The sequence below is a fragment of the Mesorhizobium sp. C395A genome, assembly GCF_030323205.1.
GTDB lineage: Bacteria > Pseudomonadota > Alphaproteobacteria > Rhizobiales > Rhizobiaceae > Mesorhizobium.
In genome coordinates this window covers 5,734,075-5,756,097 of the sequence record NZ_CP100473.1, presented here as the reverse complement: position 1 = coordinate 5,756,097, position 22,023 = coordinate 5,734,075, and the positions used below count along the sequence as shown (strand labels likewise).

General features: G+C 60.6%; 14 protein-coding genes and 7 pseudogenes. 4 read left to right on the top strand and 17 right to left on the bottom strand.

Translation table 11 applies throughout. From position 1 onward, the window contains the following. Positions 1-711: 711 nt before the first annotated feature. Together NLY37_RS27895 and NLY37_RS27890 are read right to left on the bottom strand one after the other, a co-directional pair. Positions 712-1,811 (bottom strand): annotated as a pseudogene (locus tag NLY37_RS27895) (IS110 family RNA-guided transposase). Between the two features lie 139 nt (positions 1,812-1,950). Beyond that, positions 1,951-3,186: an ATP-grasp domain-containing protein gene (locus NLY37_RS27890; RefSeq protein ID WP_031246223.1), complete on the bottom strand. Its 1,236-nt coding sequence runs from the start codon at positions 3,184-3,186 to the stop codon at positions 1,951-1,953. Positions 3,187-3,834: 648 nt separating this feature from the next. Here NLY37_RS27890 and NLY37_RS27885 point away from each other — a divergent pair. Further along, positions 3,835-4,408, top strand: a pseudogene (locus NLY37_RS27885) (transposase); the annotation flags it as partial. Here NLY37_RS27885 and NLY37_RS27880 read toward each other — a convergent pair. Further along, positions 4,402-5,297, bottom strand: a pseudogene (locus NLY37_RS27880) (transposase); the annotation flags it as partial. The pseudogenes NLY37_RS27885 and NLY37_RS27880 sit on opposite strands and share 7 nt — an antisense overlap. Positions 5,298-5,359: 62 nt before the next feature. Here NLY37_RS27880 and NLY37_RS27875 point away from each other — a divergent pair. The 3 genes and pseudogenes from NLY37_RS27875 to NLY37_RS27865 form a co-directional block, all read left to right on the top strand. Beyond that, positions 5,360-5,929 (top strand): annotated as a pseudogene (locus tag NLY37_RS27875) (hypothetical protein); the annotation flags it as partial. A 91-nt stretch (positions 5,930-6,020) separates the two neighbouring features. Continuing rightward, on the top strand, positions 6,021-6,269 hold the full coding sequence (locus NLY37_RS27870) for an asparagine synthase-related protein (RefSeq protein WP_023741956.1): 249 nt from the start codon (positions 6,021-6,023) through the stop codon (positions 6,267-6,269). A gap of 130 nt (positions 6,270-6,399) precedes the next feature. Next, positions 6,400-7,040 (top strand): annotated as a pseudogene (locus NLY37_RS27865) (asparagine synthase-related protein). A 261-nt stretch (positions 7,041-7,301) separates the two neighbouring features. On the opposite strand, the pseudogene NLY37_RS27860 reads toward NLY37_RS27865, so the two are convergent. The 14 genes and pseudogenes from NLY37_RS27860 to nifH all read right to left on the bottom strand — a co-directional run bounded on the left by NLY37_RS27860 (position 7,302) and on the right by nifH (position 21,667). Then, positions 7,302-8,289, bottom strand: a pseudogene (locus NLY37_RS27860) (1-aminocyclopropane-1-carboxylate deaminase). A 323-nt stretch (positions 8,290-8,612) separates the two neighbouring features. Then, positions 8,613-8,924: an exopolysaccharide production repressor protein gene (locus NLY37_RS27855; protein ID WP_023741950.1), complete on the bottom strand. Its 312-nt coding sequence runs from the start codon at positions 8,922-8,924 to the stop codon at positions 8,613-8,615. Between the two features lie 41 nt (positions 8,925-8,965). Further along, positions 8,966-9,283 (bottom strand): ferredoxin III, nif-specific, encoded by a 318-nt coding sequence (fdxB, locus tag NLY37_RS27850; protein WP_023741949.1) that lies wholly within the window; start codon positions 9,281-9,283, stop codon positions 8,966-8,968. Then, a complete protein-coding gene (locus NLY37_RS27845) occupies positions 9,280-9,414 on the bottom strand; it encodes a CCE_0567 family metalloprotein (protein ID WP_245270968.1) in 135 nt (44 codons plus the stop codon). Before NLY37_RS27845 ends, fdxB begins: the two co-directional genes overlap by 4 nt. 91 nt (positions 9,415-9,505) lie before the next feature. Then, on the bottom strand, positions 9,506-10,507 hold the full coding sequence (locus tag NLY37_RS27840) for a TlpA disulfide reductase family protein (RefSeq protein ID WP_023741947.1): 1,002 nt from the start codon (positions 10,505-10,507) through the stop codon (positions 9,506-9,508). 1,314 nt (positions 10,508-11,821) lie between these two features. Continuing rightward, positions 11,822-12,703 carry a universal stress protein gene (locus tag NLY37_RS27835; protein ID WP_023741946.1) on the bottom strand — a complete coding sequence of 294 codons (882 nt, stop codon included), beginning with the start codon at positions 12,701-12,703 and terminating at the stop codon, positions 11,822-11,824. 100 nt (positions 12,704-12,803) lie between these two features. After that, entirely contained in the window at positions 12,804-13,583 is a 780-nt protein-coding gene (locus NLY37_RS27830; protein WP_023741945.1) for a winged helix-turn-helix transcriptional regulator, read from the bottom strand. 27 nt (positions 13,584-13,610) lie between these two features. After that, positions 13,611-14,090, bottom strand: a complete 480-nt coding sequence (locus tag NLY37_RS27825) for a NifX-associated nitrogen fixation protein (RefSeq protein ID WP_023741944.1) — start codon at positions 14,088-14,090, stop codon at positions 13,611-13,613. Positions 14,091-14,107: 17 nt separating this feature from the next. Continuing rightward, a complete protein-coding gene (gene nifX, locus NLY37_RS27820; RefSeq protein WP_031246219.1) occupies positions 14,108-14,605 on the bottom strand; it encodes a nitrogen fixation protein NifX in 498 nt (165 codons plus the stop codon). After that, on the bottom strand, positions 14,571-15,953 hold the full coding sequence (gene nifN / locus NLY37_RS27815) for a nitrogenase iron-molybdenum cofactor biosynthesis protein NifN (protein ID WP_023741942.1): 1,383 nt from the start codon (positions 15,951-15,953) through the stop codon (positions 14,571-14,573). Before nifN ends, nifX begins: the two co-directional genes overlap by 35 nt. Before the next feature lie 8 nt (positions 15,954-15,961). Beyond that, positions 15,962-17,451 (bottom strand): annotated as a pseudogene (nifE, locus tag NLY37_RS27810) (nitrogenase iron-molybdenum cofactor biosynthesis protein NifE). Between the two features lie 56 nt (positions 17,452-17,507). Next, on the bottom strand, positions 17,508-19,049 hold the full coding sequence (nifK, locus tag NLY37_RS27805; RefSeq protein WP_023741940.1) for a nitrogenase molybdenum-iron protein subunit beta: 1,542 nt from the start codon (positions 19,047-19,049) through the stop codon (positions 17,508-17,510). A 126-nt stretch (positions 19,050-19,175) separates the two neighbouring features. Next, entirely contained in the window at positions 19,176-20,678 is a 1,503-nt protein-coding gene (gene nifD / locus NLY37_RS27800) for a nitrogenase molybdenum-iron protein alpha chain (protein ID WP_023741939.1), read from the bottom strand. 95 nt (positions 20,679-20,773) lie between these two features. Continuing rightward, positions 20,774-21,667, bottom strand: coding sequence for a nitrogenase iron protein (nifH, locus tag NLY37_RS27795; protein WP_023706403.1), 894 nt, complete (start codon positions 21,665-21,667; stop codon positions 20,774-20,776). Positions 21,668-22,023: the final 356 nt, after the last annotated feature.

Sequence of the window (22,023 nt, the reverse complement as noted above, 5' to 3'; positions counted from 1 at the left end):
TTCCGCTTCACAGCTCGTCCGATCGCGTCGCGGCGGCCACTGCCGCTCAAGCTGCCGCGGCTCCGCTTCAATCTGGCCAGGCGGCGATGGCGACGGGAAATCTGGAATCGTGCGCCTGGGTCAGGACGGGCAGTGCGAACTGTCTCCGCGCCGAGCCAGGCCATATATTGTGGGTGTGGTTCGATGGTCCGTCTGTCGAAGCGGAAGTATGCGTTTCTGAGCGGCACCGATCCTACCTTGCATGTTCATCGTGCGGCTATAGCTATAAAACGATCGTCGTTCGCGACTGGAGCGCATCTATTCTGCGATAGCATAGATGTGCCAGAAATGAAGGTAAGTGTATCGTCAACCTGCGTCTACCTCATACAATTGCGTCAATATTCCAGAACGACCCCACTTCTTATTTAGCGATACCTGCGTCTCTGATGTTCCCTTTCAAAGTTGAAGGCAAGAAGGCTCGCCTGCTTGGCAGGTTTGCGAAGCAGTCGGATCGGCTGAAGCTGCACAGGGCTGGGGGTGGAACTCAGAGACGACAGTTGATCAGACTCTCATCCGCGGGTTGGGTACCGGCCTTCCGCGTCTTCGTCTCGGGGCTGTCCTCGGTCTAGAGGGCGGGCGTCGGGCGCATCGGCTCGGCCACATAACTAGCGGCGGGAGTTCCCCACCGTGGCCCCACCGCCAACACTGTGCAGCGGGTTGGGCCGAGACCGGCTATGACGGCGCGACCTCCCGGCCGATGGCCCACAAGAAGGCGGCCATCTCGCGTGCGATCGCAGCCACGACCACCGGCAGCTTCTTGCCGGCGGCGCTGAGGCGACGATAGCGGGCGCAGAGCCGGACCTGCCCCTTCCAGGCAATATCGCGGACAGCCTTGGACAGCCCCTCGAGCCGCACCTCAGGGTCTCACTGACCCTGGCAGGATAGCGGTAAGTTCATGCCGCTTCGACCAGGGCGCGGCGGGCGCATCGATTGCCGGCGAGCGTAAGGCTCGACTGGCGAACCGTGTCACCGGTCGAGCGCTCCCCCCGGGACAAGGCCGAGAAAGGCCATCAACTGCAGCGGCGTATCGAAGCGACGCACATCCCCAATCTCGGCCGCAAATATCACTGCGACCAGGAACGAGGCGCTGCGCATGGCTGATAGGCCTCGACGACCCATGGACCAGGTTGGCGCGACGGCGCGCAACTGCTCATCCAGGCGGTGTAGTCGCTGAGCCGCGTCCTCGATCGCGTCGATCTTCTCCTGGAACACGATCTGCTGCGCGGTTGCTCGAAGCTCTGGCGGGCAAGCCAGCGCCCGGTGCGCCAATGTCCAATGACCGCCGTTCTCGTAAATCCGCCCATGGCGCAGGAGGAAGGAAAGTAGCTGCTGGCGTTTGCGGCGCAGGTCGTCGGCGGCGGCTTCGCGGCCCGGACCAAATCGCGGACAGCCTCGTGGACCAACGTCCGGCACACCACGATCAGTTCGCCCGCCCGATGCAGTCGCGCCAGCGTGACCGCGTCCCGCCGGTTGGTCTTGACGCGCTCGCCCGGCCGCTTCGGGATCAGGGCCGGCGCAACCACCATGCAGTCGTGACCAAGATCGCGGACCTGCCGGCACAACCCATAACCCGTCGACCCAGCCTCGAAGCAGACGTGCAGTCGATCATACTTTTTTCCCAGCTTCTTGATAGTCCGCTCTATCGCCGCCGGACTATTCTCGACCTCGCCGACTAACCGGATCTCGCCCGTGCGGCCGCCCTCCGCGATCGCAACCGCGTGCTTCTTCTTGGCTACATCAAACGCGACAAATGCTTCGCTATACTCTCCCATGGCTCGCCCTCCGTGCGTGAGGATCTGCTCGGCGCATCCGAGCAAGCCTCGTCTTTTAATCTCACGAAAGGGCGGGCCACCGTTCTCCGCCTCGGAACATGACGTCTAGTGGGGCAAGCTAGCCGGTCCCAGATTGTTCCTATTCGGCCTGCGCCGGAAATGGCGTGATTGACCAATCGATTAGGTCGACGGCACGCTGAAGTATCGCCTCCGTCCGAGCAAAGCTGGGTGAAGCGGCAATCACATGTCCGATGTAGTCTCGGTCATCACCTTTCCTAAGGATCGGCATTTTGGGTTTAACATACAATTCGATCTCAGTGACGCCTGCTACATCAGCCGCCTGATTGTCACCACCGATCCAATCGAGGGTGCCGTCGCGATCAGGAAGCAGGAACCGTGCGGCCGCAGTTTGCGAACGCCTTCTGCGCAAGTCCCATTCCGCGCCGATAACAAGCTTGATGTGCTCTGTGATCAGATCGACACCGTAAGCCAACCAAACCAATTTAGGATTGGCCCCACCCGGAAGACGCGGATTGACCTCGATGACGACTGGGCCTCGCTTCGTCCACCGTAATTCAATGTTCGTTGGCCCCCAGCCAAGGCCGAGAGCTTGTAAACAGCTCAGCGAAACATCGGCGATCCGTTTATACTCCTCATCAGTTAGCGGGGCAGGAAAGCTGCATTCACGAATGACGAAATGCGGTGGACGATCGAAGTCTGCGGCCTCGATCCCGATGACCTCATTTCCCATTGTGTCGGCGCTATAGAATGGGCCTTGTGCGAATTCTTCGACCAGTATCCTCGGCGAAGACCGCCATATGTGCCTCCCGCCCAAGAGATGGGTCGTATGTTCGGCCAACTCATCGACGGTGCGGCACAATCGGACGCTGGTGCTGCCGCTGCCTGCGGCTGGCTTAAGAACCACCGGCAGGCCGATTTCCGCGGCAGAGCTTGCAACCTCCGCCGCATTCGCTGCCAAGCGATAAACAGGTATTGGAACGCCGGCCTGCGCGAGAAGCTGACGCTGACTGAATTTGTCGCAGCATTGTTCAACGGATGCGGGGTTCGGCCCTGGTAGATCGAAATGCCGGCAGAGCTTGCTAACTGTCACATAGAGCGATTCATCGCGGCCCGTAAAGCCGGTAATGCCAGCAATGTCATACGTTCCACGTAGCAGGGAAAATTCGTGGATCAGCGCATCGAGATTCTCTGTATCCACGCGGATTGCTTCAACCCCTTCCACCGCGAGATAATCGTACTGAGCTGGATCAGCCGCCAGGGTAATTGGATGAAGACCAAGACGCTGAGCCGCTTGGACGTATCGCGGACCATTACCCCTGTGACCTTCAACTAGAATCAGCGCTCTTCTTGCCATTGGCGTCGACCTCCGTCGCGTGGTGTGCGGCAGTCCGAGCGGAAACAGGCATCAGCTTAGTTCTCCGTGAATGGTCTCAGACTTTGCGGAGAACCTACCCATTTCGGAGATTTGTGTTCGCAAAGTTTTTGTAAATTAATCTGACGGATCCGTTGCAACTTTGATTAATTTGTCTGCATCAAGTTCAGCAAAAAGGACGTGGCGGTTGGATATCCCTTTGTTGGATCACAACGACCATCCGACAAAGCAGGCCTGCCCAGTTCGTCAGTGAGGTCCTGACGAAGCGGGCGAAGTCCAGCTGCACCTGATGGCCGGCCGCGAAACGCACCTCGAACGGCTTCGCCCGTGCTACATTCACCCTTAATGGAACAGGAGGCCAGCATCTGATGACGGGACTCCAATGATCTTCGTGAGCGGCCTGGCTGCATTACGTGCGACGTTCACTTTGCGATGCGCCTTGTTGCGCTGACGCGCACTCGGCCGGTAGCCATTGAATATACAACCCCTGACCTGCCACCGAATTTTCTTCCAGCGGCAATTGGAGCCTCGGCGGGTTTGATCCGATACTGATCTGAACCCCGGAAATTGGACCGTTCAGAATTGGAGTTTTCCGCTGTAATTTCCCGGTTGGGAGAGGAGCGGAGAGCAATGAAGGCATCGAAGTTTTCGGACGCACAGAAGGCGTTCATTCTGAAGCAGGGAGCGGACGGCATCCCGGTGGCGGAGATTCCGCCGCGCGGGGACCAGCCAGGCGACCTACTTCAACTGGAAAAAGAAATATGACGGGCTGCTGCCGACGGAGATAAGCGGCTGAAGCAGCTTGAGGAGGAGAACGGCAAGCTCAGGAAGCTGGTCGCCGACCTGTCGCTGGACAAGGAGATGCTGCAGGACGTGATCCGCCGAAAACTGTGAGGCTGGTCGCAAACGCGAGCTGGTGGCGGATACCTGTACTGAGTGGAACGTGTCGATCCGGCGAGCCTGCCGGGTTCTGGAGTTCGACACATCAACCTACCACTACAAGTCCCGTCGCCGCGATCAGGCCGGCATCGAAGCTCGGATCAAAGACATCTGTGCAACGCGGGTTCGTTATGGCTACCGGCGCGTGCACGTGATGCTCACGCGCGAGGGCTGGGACATCAACAATGAAGCGGACCTGTCGGATTTACAGGGACTTAGGGCTTCAACTGGGAACAAGACACCGAAAAGGCGCGTGAAGGCAAAGCGCTTGCGCACGCGGGCGCCGTCCCGCTCCTTTGCGGCCAGCTTGAAGGAGGGCTGGAAGAAGTTTACGAACAGCCGCACCGTCGCATAGAGCTGCGCCAGGGCTGCGGCGGCTTCAAGCCCCGCCAGCCGGCGATAGCCGGTGATGCGGCGCACCACGGCACCGTTCTTCTGCTCGACAAAGCCCGATCATTCTTGCGGTACGGCCGGCAGCGCGTGAACGCGATACCGGCCTCCTGACAATAATCGCGCAGTGTCTCGTTCAGGAACACGCTGTCATTGGGTGTCGAAGCCGACAAGGTCGAACGGCAGCAGCCGCCGCAATTCCGTCAGCACCTCGCTCAGCAGCTTCTGCTCGCGGACCAGCAAAGGCGCGCATTCCGTCCATCCGCTCGCAACGTCGGTAAGGACCAGCCTCTGCACAAAGCTGCCGCTCATCACCGGGCCGCTGTGCGCCACCAGGTCGGCCTCCACAAAGCCGGGCGGCGGATCCTACCAGTCGGAGAAGGTGCGGATCGGTATGCTCCGCCGCAGCGCCGAGGATGCCGCGGGCCGGCGCCGCTTCCTGCCAACTGCGGTCTCGCGAACCGCGTGAAGCGCACGATCAATCGTTGCCGCACTCATCGCCGAAAGCCGCGTCCGGATGTCCGGCGCGAGCTGAAGATGCCCGTGACGATCCATCGCCTCGACCAGGATCGGCATCAACGCTTTCAGCCGCTTCCTGCAGATCCGGTCCGAGGCCCCCCACAGCACGATCAGCGCTTCACCAACCGCATCATCATAAAGCCGCCGCTCCGGCCGCGGCCCCGAACGGCCCACCTGCGGTCCGTTGCGCAATAGGCGCATCGTATGCTTCGGTGAAAGCCGCTCACCGCCACGAACTCATCGAGATTGATTTCGATCGTGACCTAGGAAGTCCCGACGCGCGCAGGGAGCTTGCCGACATGTCGGCCACCATGGCCTATCGTGGTCCGGCCGACGAGGGACTTGGATCGACGGGCCTGCGGCACTGGGACACCGCCGCCTGGCGATCATCGATATCCAGGGCGGTTGCCAGCCGATGACACATCGGGAAGAAGGCCGGCCGGCGTTGGTGGTCGTCTACACGGGCGAGACTTACAACTACCGGGAGCTGCTTCAACGGCTTGCCGCCCTTGGCCATCGGTTCGAAACGAGCAGTGACACCGAGGTGATGCTGCGCGCCCACCGCGAGTGGGGCCACCGCGACGCCCGCAGCGCCGTGAGCGAACTCAACGGGATGTTCGCCTAGGCACTCTGGGACGCCGCCAAGCGCGAACTGCTTCTCATACGTGACTGGCTTGGCATCAAGCCGCTTTACTACTACCCCACCGAGCACGGAGTGTTATTCGGCTCCGAGCCAAAGGCGATCCTCGCCAATAGTCTCGCGGAACTGGCCATGGACGCCGACGGGCTTCGTCGCACCCTGTCCTTCATACCCGACCCGGGGAGCACCGTGTTCCGCGGCATGCGTGAGTACGGCCCGGCCACATCGTCCGCGTGACCCGCGACGGCATTAAGGAGACGAGCTACTGGCATCTCACCGACAGCGGGCACACCGACGACGTGCCTACCACCGTTCGGCGGTCCGCGAGTTGCTCGAGGACACGATCCAGCGGCAGCTCATCGCGGACGTGCCGCTGTGCACACTTTTGTCGGGCGGGCTTGATTCCTCGGCCATGACCGCACTGGCCGCGCACTTCAGCAACGAACGGATCCGGTCCTTCGCCGTCGACTTCGTCGGCTACGCTGACAACTTTATCTCCGGCCCGTGGCGCCCCACACCCGACGGGCCGTACGTGCAGGGGTCGCGAAATACGTTGGTACCGACCACAGGGACATAACGTTGTCCGCGCACGAACTCATGGACCCGAAGGTGCGAGCCGCCACTCTCCACGCCCGCGACCTGCCGTTGACCCTAGGCAACCTAGAGAGCTCTACCTGCTGTTCCGGGTCATCCGGCAACACTCGACGGTGGCCCTGTCTGGCGAGTCGGCCGATGTGCTTTTCGGCGGCTACTGGTTTTTCCACGATCCCGCGAATGTTCAGCGCGACACGTTTCTCTGGAACGAAGACAGCGACGATCTCGTACGGCGGTCCCTAGACCCCGGACTGGTCGAAAAACTCGACCTCCCCGGCTACCTGGACGAGCAGTACCGCAGGGCACTTGCCGAAGTACCCGCCCTGACCGGGCCGGCCTCGGCCGATCCGCACGAGCGTCGTATGCGCGAGGTCTGCTACCTCTCTCTCACGCGTCACCTGCCGACGCTGCTCGACCGCAAGGACCGGATGAGCATGGCTTTGGGCCTCGAGGTGCGGGTCCCTTTCTGCGACCACCGCCCTGTTGAGTACGTGTTCGGCACCCATGGGCCCACAAGACTTTCGACGGGCGCGAGAAGAGTCTACTGCGGGCCGCCACCGCGGACCTGCTCCCGCTGTCGGTGGTGCAGCGAGTGAAGAGTGCGTATCCGGCTATCCAGGATCCCTCCTGTGACAGAATGCTGCGCACGCGGTTCACCGCGCTGCTGAACGACCGCAATGCGGCAGTGGCACCGCTGTTGTCCGTCGACAGTTCTCGCGGGTTGCTCAATGTGACCGACAACTCAGGGGGGTAGAGAATATCCTGACCTTGCAGGATTTCCTGACCGATTACAACGTGAGCCTCACGATCTGAAACGACGAACACGCAAAAGGATAGCAAGGAGGTCCGGGCGTCCGAATGGCGTTGGGCTCCATGGCCAGGGGCGGCAGGCCTGATATCGCGTGGCACCTAATCATGAGCATGCTGGAACAATTTCCAAGTGCCACATGCTAATGAAAAACTAAGACTTCGCCTTGAAGCTTGTCGAGCGTCAGCCGTTGCGGAAGATGTAACCCTACCCGTTGATAGCCGGCGTGCCGCCGAGATGGGCGTAGAGAATCCTCGATCCCTCCGGAAACAAGCCCTTCTGGACGAGGTCGATCATCCCTTGCATCGATTTGCCCTCCTAAACGGGCTCAGTAATCATACCCTCGAGCCGCGCACACAGGCGGATGGCCTCCTTCGTTTCCTCGGACGGAATGCCATAATGCGGGTATGCGTAGTCCTCGAGCAACACCATCATCCTCGACAAGTTCCGTTCCGCGATTGAGGAGCTCCGCTGTATTTTGGGCAATCTTTTAGCACCTGCGCCTTGGTCTTTGCGGGGGTGGCGGCGGCATCGATACCGTCACATTGCGCTGTCGACCGTCCTCGGCGAATCCGACGAGCATGCCGGCATTGCGTTGAACCTGTGACCGTGCAAACAACGATGTAATCGAAGGCAAACCCAAGCTGTTTTTCCTGGGCGCGCACCTCCTCCGCGAACCCTACATAGCCGAGGCCGCCGTTCGGGTGAACAGACGCTCCGGCTGGGACCGCATAGGGTCTGCCGCCCCTTGCCTTGGCCTAATAAAGCGCCTTTCCCAACTGCGGCGGATACCGATGTCAAAGCCCTCGCCGACCAGGCGCACCTCTGCTCCCATGATGCGGCTCAAGAGAATGTTGCCGACGCGGTCGTAGACGGCATCCTCATGCGGTACCCAGCTCTCCTGAACCAGGAGACATTTCATGCCGATCTTGGCGGCGACCGCGGCGACCATGCGCGGTGTGGTTGGACTGCACACCCCCGATTGTGATAAGCGTATCGGCATCTGACACGATCGCGTCGGGGATAATGTATTCGAGCTGACGGAGCTTGTTTCCGCCGAATGCGAGACCGGAGTTGCCGTCCTCGCGCTCGGCGTAGATTTCCACCCTGCCCCCAGCTGCTTGGAGAGGCGGTCGAGCTTCTCAGTGGGCGTGGGCCCAAAGGTGAGCGGAGAGCGTTCGAACTTTTCCAGCATGTTCTCTCCGGCAACACGCGATGGAGCTGAATTAGCCATGCATGAGTCATTCTAGAGGTGTCTTTGGTTTGACGTCATCTGCGTTATCCGGCGCCGAAGAGTCCCATTACTATTTCCGTCATTGAGAGTTGCAACCGCACGCCGGCGTACTGCGAGAGGGCTACGATGGTTTGGCATTCAAGAACTGCATCTCCTGGAATACTAGAATGACCCGATTGCGATCGCCAATCGACTTCTCAAGCAAAGTGTTCCTTCGAATATCTGCTCAATACTAGGGTTGGTCCAAAGTGGTGCCAGCTTGAGCGCTGACCTTTCATGGCACCTCAAGGCAGCAGCAGCGATATGGCCAGCATTTTGTCGCGCTGGAGCAAATCTGCGGATTCATTCGTCACCTCATCAAGGTCTGGCGGCTCGGATCCAACTTCCTTGCAACTGCCGAAATGCTCAGCCCTTTGGCCAACTCGGCTATCGGAGCCAGACCGCCAGATCAGAAAGAGCACGCTTGCGAAAAACGCCAGCTGAAGGAGCAGGGAACAAGCCAGGGTCGTGACGACTACTGTGCCGATTGAATGAGATGCGAAGTAGACAGTCAGTGCGGTGCTGCACAGCACCACCCCCAGGACTCGACAAAACATTCTAAAGGGCAACGCCGTTCTCCTGGTTTTGTCTCCTCAGATCACGCTGCGACCTGATCGGCCGCAACATGGGTCTGGCAGTTCTTCGGGCAGACGCGGTCGCAGGCCCCGCAGCCAATGCAGCGGCCGGCATGATCGACGACCATGATCATGCGATTGAGCTCGCCATCGAAATCGTCGTCTTCGCCGTCGCAGGCGCCCAGGATTTCACCCGCGTCATCGACGCCGTAAAGATGCATGACCTCGCGAGAGCAGACTTTGAAACAGCGGCCGCAGCCGATGCAGGTCGTGACGTCTATAGCGGTGAGATATTCCGGCACCCATCGGGAGCCGTCGCGGGTGATAAATGTGTTCGTCATCGTAACTTCTTCATTGCAGCGAGCGCTCTCTTGGCACCATCCAACTCGGCAAAAACCGCCGACGTTTCCTGAGCAACTTCCTCTATCTCAGTCCATTTCCCGGGAGATCCTCTGCAAGGTCGCAAGCGCATCTTGGCAACTGCCGCGCGCAGCTGAAGCCTTCGGACTTTCTTCCCCATCTCGTCTAGCTTTGACATAAACCCTTCCTCGAAATCGGTTTCTTCACGCCCGTGCCACGTGGCTTCGATGGCTGAAGTCGAATCGTCGACCAGTTTCGTACCGGCCTCGGCTTGCACCCCTGTACTTGGCGAGCGCCTGCAGCAAATGCGGCAGATGCTGCTCTTTCAATTCGGCCGGGATAGGCTCCGGCCCGTCCAGCGACGTCAGTGCCACTTCGACCAACTCGATCGCGCGATCATTGTTGCCGTTCTCGTGATAGTACCGGGCGACCGCGGGATAGGATCGGAACTTAGGACTGTCGCCTTGCGGGGGATTCAGCGCCAGGATGTGTTCGGACAGCTCCTTGCCCATCGCGAAGCGCTCAGCAGGGGGAAGGCGCGAATGGTCATTGGCCGGATGGAAAAGTTGGTCGTCCGGCATCAAGGCAATGCCCTGTTCGATCGCCCAGAGCGCCGTCTTCCAATCTTCCAACTTCACCGCCGCCCAGAACCTGTCATCCATCGGCTTCTTCAACGCTTGTTCGCGCGCCAGGGGTTCGCTTGTGGCGATCCGCTCATGATCGGCGGCTTTCGCTTTCTTGCTGGTACGCCAGCTGCCGTTGAGCACTTTCGGCAAAACCTCACCTAGTTGGCTCGGATGACCGATAAAGGCGATGCAGCCGTCTCGGTCGACTACGAACGAGGTCGGAACCCCGACGCAAAAGCTGGGTTCCCTCCAAAGTTTCTTCATTTCGCCTGTGAAGTCGAACGCAATCCGATGATTCAGATCCGGGCACTTTTCGGCCAACCACGCGTCCAACTTGGTCCGGGCCTCGACGGCCGTTGGAGCGTCTTCATCAGCCGCGATCCCGACGACCTCAAGTCCGCTGTCCTTATATTTCTCCTGTAGCTGCATCAATTCGAGCATCTCCGCCGCACATAGTTCGCACCAAGTTGCCCAAAACTGGGCGATATAAACTTTGCCGGGGTGGAAGTCCGCAAGGGGCTCGCCACGCAGCCAGTCCCCCACTTTGATCGAAGGAGCCGGAGACCCCATCCGCAACATATCTTGGCCTCCAAAGCTGTTGCCAAAGCTTGCGTGGCCTCATGCGCAAGCTTGTTCCCCTTTTGAGACGGGGCACGAGGGTTCAATGAAGGGAGAGGCATCGCTTGTCTTGCGCATCTGCGTGCAGTCAGCCTTCACTCAGTGTTGCTGAATCTTAATTCGCAAAGGCCATGCCAACGCGCTCAGCGTGCAGTAATCGCTTGATTTCACTTAAAAAAGCTTCCGGGGCGCTCAGATAGCCGGTTGTATCAGTCGCGACATGTTTTCTGCCATTGTCAGCTCTTGGACGCGCCACCCGCTTCGCGTCGGCAAAGAAGCGTGGCCACGGACGTCTCGACATATAGGGACGAACAGATGGACATCATGACTGCATTGGCTAGCGCCAGCCACGTCATCATCGTCCGCCTCAAGCCTTGCTTGAGCTTCTTGCCGCTCCGGTCGCTCAGCGGAACGCCATTGCGATTGCAGGGCCGCTCCCTCCGAGCATCGCCTCTGCCCTACCTCTTCCGCTTTGCGCTTGAATTCCTGGCTCGCAACGCCAGAGTTTCACGACGAAGCCGGTCATGTCCGGCTGCGTGTCGCGAATAACGCCAGATCGACGATGATGATCGTGCCGAAGAGAGCCGGGATCTGCCGGCATGTGCCGGGCCGGGTGAACTCTCCCGGATTCCTGCTTTTGTTGTTCTGTATCCATGTGCACAGGTCCTACAGGGACCGCCTGGTGCGAATGTGAGCGTTGTCGGAACTTTGACCAGCCTCAAGGCCGCTCGGTCGCCACGCGGTGGGCCGGGCAGACTAAAACGCTGAAGATGCGGCCGCCCTCGCCGCTGACCCGGCTACCATCCCAGGGCGATGACACGTGATTGATGCCACCGTTCGCGCGCCGACGGCCGGCAAGAGCCTGACCGTCGGACCCGAAGGTCGGTGCCGTGGCCGCGGCACGGTCGTTGCCGTGTTCCGTTCCCGGCCAGTGGCGAACGAAATCGCGATAACGCCAATACGATGAGGCTACGGTGCGAACGCGGCCTGCCGCGCTGAAACGACTCTCTTTCTCGACCTGACGCCGGCTCGAGTATCGCTGAGCGCATTGAGGACGCCTGGGCTTCTGCCCGGCCGTTTGTATGCGGCGTTACGGGTTGTCTCGGCGAGCAGACACCGAGCGCGTTAGAGGCGCCCGGGAATGTTCTTCGCGACGGCGCTCGCAAGTTGCTCGCGAAACCTGCTCGTTTGCGGCGACCTTCCTGCGACTTGGTATCAGGGTAGGTGACCAGCGGAGTAGAGCTTGGAACAGCGTCGGTGCCACTTCAGAACCCGTCAGCGGGCCAAAAACAGCGGCAATGGCGGCTTGCCAACTATCCATCTTGTCACGCTACCGAAGAGCCGCTCGCGCAGCCGGCGGCTGCCATAAGCGCCCATGACGATCACGTCGGCAGACGTGTCGATTGCGTGCTGCGCTAGCACCGTCGCCACCGGTTTGCCGCGGCTCGTCAGCCGGTCGACCGAAACCCTAGCACCGTGCCGAGTGAGATAGGCAGCGATATCGGCTCCCGGCTCGGCGCCGTTTCCGGTGCAGGTCGCCTCCGGATCGACGACTGCGACACGAACTTCCTCAGCACCGGATAGCAGATCCAGCGCTTCCCGAACCGAACGGGACGCCTCGACTCGCGAATCCCAGCCGACCAGGACGCGCCGTGGGGACAGAGTCGCCCCAGCGCCCTCCGGTACGACAAGCACCGGCTTTCCCGTATCGAACAAGCTGCCGTTGATAACAAGCGGTCCCAAACTAGTCTCATTGAGAAGTGCGGGGCCGACGATTGTCAGGTCGGTGCAGAGCGCCCGCTGTCGCACCGCGTCACCGACGCCAGCCTTGACGCAGTGTTCGTTGTCGACATCATAGCAGCGCCACGTGGCTCTCAGCACTTTGTGAATTTCCCTCGATGTCTTTTCCAGGTTGGCCATGTCCTGTGAAAATTCCCGTGCGGCAATGTGGTGTGCGCGATGTGTAGACCACTCGGCGATGCCACCGCCCAACGGCAGAGGGGACCCAATAACCCGTGGCGACATCAGGAGAGGCGGAGGCGATATAATTAATACGGAAAGATACGCGCCGACCTCGGCGCACAAGCGAGCAGCTATTGCGACGTCCTGATCGGAATGGTCAGCTCCCGTCACACTGAGTATTTTCTTGAAGGCCATCTGACTGCTTCCCCCTGAGATGCCGCGCCCGTGCGCGTTTCGAACCGCAAAGACTTGCCTTCCAACGAAGATCGAGAGTGGCACACCGTCCGTTCGCGATTCAGTCGTCCAGCTTCTCGAGCGAGTAGCCCGCAGACCTGACAGTATGAATGACGCTACCTGGCGAGGCCGCCTTCAGCGCCTTTCTGATCCGGCTGATATGGACGTCGACAGTGCGTTCACCGACATGGATATTGTCCGGCCAGGCCGCGTCGATCAGCTCGTCTCGGCTGAAGACCTTGCCGGGAGCCTCAAGAAATTGCCGCAGCAGGTTGAATTCGAGAGGTCCGAGATGGATGTCGTGGCCATTACCTCGAACGCGGTGAGCATCGAGCTTCATCTCAAGGCTGCCGCAACAGAGCCAGCTGCCGTTTTTTATCCCGTTTGAACCCGGCTGTGGCAGCGCCAACTTCGTGCGTAGACAGTCAAGCAGCTTGGCCGGTGCGAAGGGCCGCACAAAGCTCTCGTCAACACCTGCCTTCAAGAGATCGAGGTGCTGGTTCTCGGCGCCGGGCGCGATCAACGCAATGACGGGCAGGCGGCCGGTCCGGGGCTCCCCCTTCAACCGGGCGCAGATTGTGGAGCCTGCCGCGCTTGCTGGCCCGCAGTCCAGGACTGCCGCCTGGAGCTCCCGTTGATGGGCCAATGCAAGTGCTTCCTTCACGCCGCCTGCCGGCTCACTCGTGAAGCCGTCCACCCCCAGAATGTGGCTGAGGAACAGATACAACTCCGCATCTTGCGAACAGATCAGTACCACTGGCTTCATCAGCGCTACCCCAAGAACCACATCGGCTTCGACCGCCTCGATTGAGAGGGCTCGCATGTCCTCAAAGCCTGACATGATCCCCTCGATCGAAAATCGGTTCCATCACGCCCGCGCCACCTCGGGATAAGCCTCAATGGCTGCGGTGGCATCGCCGGCCAGTTGAGTACCGGCCGCGGCGAGTTTCCAGAACGTCTCGAAACCGAACCGGTGGACGTCGCGCAGGGTTTTGGACAGAACGACCAACCGCCCGGCCGTGAAAAGCACGCGCCCGAAGCCCTCATGGCTCATCTCCATGATCGGGGATGCCATCAGGCCGGAGCGTTCCTCAATCGCAAGCCCGACGGCGGTGTAGAACTTGTCGAGCCTCCACAGCACGTCCGGATCGGGATCGCCGATGATTGGAATTGCACGGCGCTGTTCTCTGGTGATGATGAAGTCGCCCAGCAGCTCGGCGTCCGATTTGCCTTCCCATGATCCGTGGGAATCATTGGCACGGATCAGCCGCACGAGGCATTTGACGAATGGGGTGGCAAGGGCCGCCTCGTCCTCGGTGGCGGCAGGGCTAACAGCGGCTTCAAACATTTCGCCCACTCCTCATTTCAGTCCTCGTCCTCGAAGGAGGGTTTCTGTTCAGCGACACCTGCCTGCGCCAGCACCTTGCGCAGCCAAGGGGGAGGACACGTCCTGAGCATCATCTGCGTGCGCAACAACACCTCTTGGATGGTCTGGGGCTGCGGCACTTTGATCGGATGGATCTTTGCGGAAACAAGTTTGGCTGCCGAAGGTCCGCCGATCGCCAGACAAAACAGGAGATGACAGCCCTTTAGCGCCTCCACCTTCGGGGTGATGCGGTCGTCGCCCTCGGTTCGGTGCTTCCCGCTCTCGTCGGAAACATCATCGAAGGCCACGGCTTCCACGAGATTCCACTCCTCGCGCATCACATCGTAGACAGCAAAGCGCCTGGCCGACCCGAAATGTGCGTTGAGGTTCTTCATGTCCTGCGTGGCGATCGCCACGCGCAATGCGCCGGCCTGACGTTCCGGCGTCGGTGCGTGAACCTGGTCAGTGACGAGCGAGAGGCGACGGACGGAGCTCATCTGGCATTTCCCGCTTACGGAGTGGATCAAGCGCCTCAGGCGTCGGCGCGTGCCCGTTGGCTTCGAAAATGTTGGCAACCTCGAAGATCAGGTCGCGGGTCCCTTGGTAGAGGATTGTGAGCTTGTGCTGGGCCCCGAGCCGGTCGAAGATCGGGAAGCCGACCCGCATGAGCGGAATGCCGAGGCGCTGCGCCGCCTGGCGGCCGTGGGAATGAGTAACGAGAAGATCAGCGCCGGCGCCAAGCGCTTCCAAATCGCCGAGATCGCCGATTTGAACCGACTGCGCCGGAACTTCCTCCAGAATTTTCGACATAGCGGTCGTTGTGACCGCCGCCGCGATCTCGGAGCCCATGCCGATGAAGAAGCTCGCGAGTTGGTAGAGTTGGTCTGGTTCAGCAGCGATCGCAATTTTCTTACCTCCAAAGTGGAAATGTCCGTCGAGCAAAGCGTCCTGCAACTGCGCCCGCCGACGGCGCACCTCAGCCGGCGCCGCCTCGCCCGAAACTGCGGACAACAGCGAGACGAACCGGTCGGCGTCCCTCAATCCAGTCAACGACCGGAACAGCACGTAAGAAACCCCGGTCAACCTCTGCAGCACCTCGGCCGGGCGGCGCATATGCTCACCGATGACAATGCATCGCTCGGCCGTGCCTAGCTCGCGGATATCCTCGACGCTGGTGCCGCCATAGGTGGTCGTGACCCAGCGGTCGGGCAGCGTACCGTCGAGCGAGCCGGAGACGTCCGGCAAAATCACCGGCTTCAGTCCAAAGCTCTCAACCATCTCACGCAAATGCTCGATGTCAGCCACAGTGAGGTTCCAGCCAGGCAGGATCACGATCTTCTTCGATTGCCGCGCCTGCTCGCCGGGCCGTGTAATCCCTTCGATCATCGCGGTGACAGCTTTGGCCCAGCCCTCTTCGATCGCACCGTCGAAATCTGGTGTGTTGGCCAGCACCACCTCCGTACCCGCGAGTTCTTTGGTGCGCTTCAGCCTGATATTGGCGATATCTCCTGCGCAGTCTTCGCCCCGGGTTTCCACCAGCGCGGTCGTGCAAACCCCGATCAGCGTTGGCTTTGTGCGGGCCTTGAGGTTGAGGATCGCCTCTTCCAGATGGTCTGCCCCGCCGAGGATCGTCGCCATCTCGTCCATCGCGGTTGTCTGCAAGGGAATGGCTTCCTTGTAATGCCGCACGAACAGCACGAGCGCGAAGCTGGTGCACCCCTGGCTGCCGTGGAACAACGGCATCGCGCCGTCGACGCCAAGAAAGGCCAAGGCGGCACCCAATGGCTGCGATGACTTCAGCGGATTGACCGTCGCCGCTTTGGTCTGGGGAAGGATGCGGCCCATTGGCTTCCTCAACACTCGCCGAAATCAGCGGCCGTCGTGCCGGAGAATTCCTGGACAGCATGCAAGGTCACGGTCTCGCTTTTCGTGCGCGGCAGTTCCTCCCTCACCGCACGCTGGCAATCCCATGGTGCCGGCTCCCGCACCTGCCCCCAGATCGGGTTGTGAATGGCGATGTCGATCTGGCGTACGAGTTCCACCATGCCGTCATAGCCGGCGTAAGGGTGTTGGCGCTCCTGGTTGATATCCAGCCAGGGTGTCTTGGCCTTCAGCGCGATGAATTGCGTGCGGCCGCCCGACAGCAGGATATCGGCCTTGCGTTCTGAGAGCATGGCGTAAAGCTCGCGCGGCGCCATCTGCTCGAATATGTGGTTGTCGTCCTTGAGAATCTGCTTGATGCGTTCCTTGTCTTCGACGGTCGACTTCTTGACAGAGGTGCCGACGATGTCGATCCCGATCTCCATCAGCGCACGGACGACCGACCAGGACTTCACGCCGCCGGTGTTGAGCAGCACGCGCTTGCCATCGAGCCTCGGCCGGTAGGCCGCGAGCTTCTTCCAAGCGATCGCCTCCTCCTCAGCAATCAATGCCTCGGTGCGGCCGAGGATCTCCGGATCGGCACCCTTCTTCACGAGCAGCTGAGAGATCTGTCGGAGCGCTTCCGAGGTGTCGGTGATGCCGTAGAAGGAGCCCTCGAAAAACGGGATGCCCCAACGCTGCTCCATCTTGCGGGCGAGATTGATGAGCGCGGTCGAGCACACCATCATAGCCGCCTGGGCGCGGTGCGCGCAGGCAATGTCGAAGTAACGCGCGTCACCCGGAATGCAGGCGCGCACCCGGATCCCGAGCCGATCCAGCAGCGGCTTCACCAGCCAGAATTCGCCTGAGAGGTTGAATTCGCCAAGGATGTTGATGTCGTAAGGGCCGGGATCGTCGGGCTCGGCCGTGCCGATGACATGCTCGAGCAATGCCTCGCCGGCAAGCTTGTTGCCAAGATTCTTGGAGCCGACGAAGCCCGGCGCATTGACCGGTACAACGGCCAAGCCGAACTTTTCCGCCGCGCGCTGGCAGACGGCCTCTATGTCGTCGCCGATCAGCGCCGTCACGCAGGTTGGATAGACGAAGATCGCCGGCGGCCCATACCCTTCCTTGATCTCGCGGATCGCTTTGAAGAGCTTCCGCTCGCCCTGCCCATGACAACATCGAGTTCGGTGAGGTCGGTCGTGAAGCTCGTGCGCCACAGCGTTGGCCCGGACGAAGCCGCACCGCGGTTGTCCCAGGAATTGCCCTCGCAGGCGAGCGGCCCATGGACCAGGTGTGCGACGTCGGTGATCGGCTGCAGCACGATCTTGGCGCCATCGAAGGCACAGCCACCGGCCGCCGCCCCGGGGGTCAGTGGCTTCGAACAGCCCACCTTGCGCGCCTTGGCATCCTTGCCGCGGTTCTTTTCGCAGCCAGGCTCGTTGAAGACATCCTGGATTTTGGCTCTGAGCAAGGACATTGCGTCGGTCTCCAAAGTCCCTCGGGAAGACGACCGGCCAAAGCCGACCGTCACGTTTAGCGGGTGAGGTCATACGAATAGTCCGTCACGCCCGTCTCGCTTGTCTCGCGATCGAGTTTGTCGAAGATCTTGTCGAGGATCGTCGTCAGCACGCGCAACCCGCCTTGGTAGCCCATCAGCGCGAACCGATGGTGATGGTGGCGATCGAAGATCGGAAACGTCAGCCGGATCAGCGGCGTGCCCGTGTCGCGCTCCAGATACTTGCCATAGGAGTTGCCGATCAGCAGGTCCACCGGCTCGGTGAAGAGCAGCGAGCGCATCGCCCAGAGGTCCTTGCCCGCCCAGACTTGAGCATCCTTGCCGAAGGGCGATGATGCAAGCAGTTCCTTCAACTCCGCTTCCCATGCCGACGTGCCGTTGGTGGAGAGGCAATGGGTCGGCTCGCCGCCCGTCTCCATGATGAAGCGGGCCATGGCGTAGACAAAGTCCGGATCGCCGTAGATGGCGTATTTCTTACCGTGCAGCCAGGATTGGCTGTCCGCCATGGCGTCGACAAGTCGGCCGCGCTCCAGGCGGATTGCCTCGGGGATTTGCTTGCCGGAAATCGCGGAGACCTCCACGAGGAAGTCGTCGGTTGCCTGGACTCCGAGCGGGTAATGGAACGAGGCCGTCGCCTGCCCCACCCCCTCGCAATACTCCAGTGTTTTTCGGGTGTTGTAATGCTGTAGCGAAAGTGTCGCCTCGGCGTTGAGTGCCTTGCTCACGTCTTCGATCTTCGTGCCGCCGTCATACATGCGGTATTCGCCGTCGGACGGCGTGTCGAACTGGTCAGAGGCGTCTTGTATGAAAGTATAGGACACGCCTATCAGATCGAGCAGGCGCTTGAGTTCCCGGTTGTTGCCGACACAGAACCCGTCGAAGCCCGGAATGATGTTGATGGTTCCCTCGGCTTCCGTTCGCTCCTCGCCCTTCCAGAAATGCTCCAAAATCCCCTTGAGCGTGACGTCGTAGCCATCGACGTGACTGCCGACGAAGGCCGGCGTATGGGCGAAGGGGACGTCGAAGTCGCGCGGGACCGAGCCTTCGTCCTTGGCGTTCTCGATGAAGCTGTGCAGATCGTCGCCAATGACCTCCGCCATACAAGTGGTCGAGACGGCGATCATCTTTGGGTCGTAGAGTTGGTACGTGTTGGCGAGCCCATCGACCAGGTTCTTCAGGCCGCCGAACACTGCCGCGTCCTCGGTCATCGAGGAGGAAACCGCCGATGCAGGCTCCTTGAAATGGCGCGACAGGTGCGAGCGGTAATATGCCACGCAGCCTTGGCTGCCATGGACGAAGGACATGGTTCGCTCGAAGCCTGCGGCCGCGAACACCGCGCCGAGCGGCTGGCAGGCCTTGGCGGGGTTCACGACCAGGGCTTGGCGAGCAAGGTTCTTTTCGCGGTATTCCCACGTCTTGGTGAATTCGCCTTGGTCGGTAACGATCTGGTCCGGGTGAGGACATTCGAAATTCAGCCTCTTCTCGGCGAGCATCTGCCTGTATTCCGGCTCGCGGAACAGGGGCGCGTGGTCGAGAACTTTTTCAGCCGACTGCGGCATGGGTGGTTACCTCTTTCCATCTGGCCCGCCATACGGCGGCACAGGGACGTCGAAACGTTTTCAGGTCTCCCGCGGACAAGCGGCCACAGGCGTTCGCGGCCTCCCGGCTTCCGGGAGGCCAGGGTTTCATTCGGCTGCGATCGCCGCCGACGGCTCGGCTTTTTTCTTCCAGGGGGCGTCGTAGAGGTTCCAGACCGGGTTGTTGATGGCCAGGTCCATATCGCGCGCGAAGATGGCGAACCCGTCGTAGCCATGATACGGGCCGGAATAATCCCAGGAATGCATTTGACGGAACGGTATGCCCATCTTCTGGACCGGGTACTTTTCTTTGATGCCGGAGCCCACGAGATCAGGACGGATCCCCTCGATGAACTTCTCCAGCTCGTAACCAGTCACGTCGTCATAGATCAGCGTGCCCTTTTTCACGTAGTGGCCGGTGCGCTGATAGTCGTCGTTATGGCCAAATTCGTACCCAGTGCCGACGATCACCATGCCCAGGTCCTCATATGCCGTGACGACGTGACGGGGGCGCAGCCCGCCGACATAGAGCATCACCGTCCTGCCTTCGAGGCGCGGCCGGTACTTGGCGATTACGGCATCGACCAACGGCCGGTATTTGGCGATGACCACCTCGGCCTTGGCCTCGATTTCCGGCCCGAAGTGCTTGGCTATCTTGCGCAGAGAGGCTTCAGTCTGGGAGGGGCCGAAGAAATTGTACTCCATCCAGGCGATGCCATACTTTTCCTCCATGTGCCGGCAGATGTAGTTCATCGACCTGTAGCAATGGATGAGATTGAGTTTCGCCTTTGGCGCCCGCTCTATTTCGGCCAGCGTAGCGTCGCCCGACCAGTTGCCGACCACGCGCAGACCCATCTCTTCGAGCAGGATGCGCGAAGCCCAGGCGTCGCCGCCGATATTGTAGTCGCCGACCACATTGACATCGTACGGGCCGGCCTCGAACTCGAGGTCCTTCTTCTCGAACACCCAGTCGCGGATCGCGTCGTTGGCGATGTGGTGGCCGAGGGATTGCGAGACGCCGCGGAAGCCCTCGCAGCGCACCGGCACGATTGTCTTTTCGTGCTCCTTGGCCTTGTTGCGGGACACAGCTTCGGTGTCGTCGCCAATCAGGCCAATCGGGCATTCGGATTGCACAGTCATGCCCTTGTTCAGCGGAAACAGTTCCTCGATCTCGTCGATGATCCGTTCGAGCTTCTTGTCGCCGCCGAAAACAATGTCCTTCTCCTGGAAATCGGAGGTGAACTGCATGGTGACGAACGTGTCAATGCCGGTCGTGCCGATGTAGTAGTTGCGGCGCTGAGACCAGGAATATTGCCCGCAGCCTACCGGGCCGTGCGAGATATGGACCATATCCTTGACTGGACCCCACACCACGCCTTTCGAGCCGGCATAGGCGCAGCCGCGAATTGTCATCACGCCGGGGATGGACTTGATGTTCGATTTGACATCGCATTCAGAAAGGACCTCGCTTTCCTCGCCAGCCTCGTCGCCGCTTTTTGCGACGCTGAGGTGCTTTTTGCGGCGCTTCGCCGACTTGTCAGGATATTGCGACAGCACTTCCTCGATAAGCTTCGCATGGAGGGCACCGTCATTCTCGTATTCCAGGCTCATGGGACCCCTTTCAAGGTTCAGGGACGCCTCACCGACGAGGCGCCGTTCTTTGAAAGGCGCACCAGGTCAGGCGGCGCCTTATGTCGCAGCGGTCGCTACTGTGCGGCCGCCTTAGCCGCTTCCTTGACCTGAAGCTCGGCAAGCATCTGCTCGTCGGTCTTCATGATGCCGAAGTCGAGCAGCATGTCCTCGAGCTCCTCCATGGTGATCGGGGTCGGGATGGTGCCCTGGCCCGAATTCCCATGGATCTTCTCGGCCAGCGCCCTGTATTCCCCGGCCTGCTTGGAGTCCGGCGCATACTGGATCACAGACATCTTCCTGAGCTCGGCGTGCTGGACGATGTTGTCGCGCGGCACGAAGTGGATAAGTTTGGAATTGAGCCTGGAAGCAAGCGCCTCGGCGAGGTCGAGTTCGCGGTCGGTTTGGCGCTCGTTGCAGATCAGGCCGCCGAGCCGCACGCCGCCCGAATGGGCGTATTTCAGGATACCCTTGGCGATGTTGTTGGCGGCATAGAGCGCCATCATCTCGCCGGACATGACGATATAGATTTCCTGGGCCTTGTTCTCGCGGATCGGCATCGCGAAACCGCCACACACCACATCCCCGAGCACGTCGTAGGAGACATAGTCGACGTCGTCGTAGGCGCCGTTCTCCTCGAGGAAGTTGATTGAGGTGATCACGCCGCGGCCGGCGCAGCCGACACCCGGCTCGGGCCCGCCCGACTCCACGCATTTGATGCCTTTGTACCCGACCTTGAGCACGTCCGCGAGTTCCAGGTCTTCCACCGAACCTTCCTCTGCCGCGAGATGCAGGACCGTATCCTGCGCCTTCGCGTTCAGGATCAGGCGGGTGGAGTCGGCTTTGGGGTCGCAGCCGACGATGAGGATTCTCTGCCCGAGGTCGACCAGGGCGGCGAGCGTATTTTGGGAGGTGGTGGACTTGCCGATGCCGCCCTTGCCGTAAAAGGCGATCTGACGCAAACCTGACATGTAGCTTTCCTTCCTTCGTTCCCATTCATCGCGGCTGCCGCGACTTGAATGCCGGTCGGGCAGCTGTAGCCGCCTCGCACCTAAGGATCTCAAGACTCGTGCCAATTTGGCTGATCCAACCGAAGAATAATTTCGCGGTTGCTTTTCAGGGGTTTAGCTTGAGTTCCAAGAAAGGATCGTCGGAACAGCCCGTGTAGCGGACGCGACATTGGCGACACAAAGCGTCGGATCGTGATCCTCAGTCACCGCATTCGGTTGAACCGCATCGTTGTATTGAGGTGGACGAACAGCATCTCGACCCTCTGCGGGATGCTGCGAACTCTTCTGTGCCCGCGAGCTGACGTGCTTGCTCAACG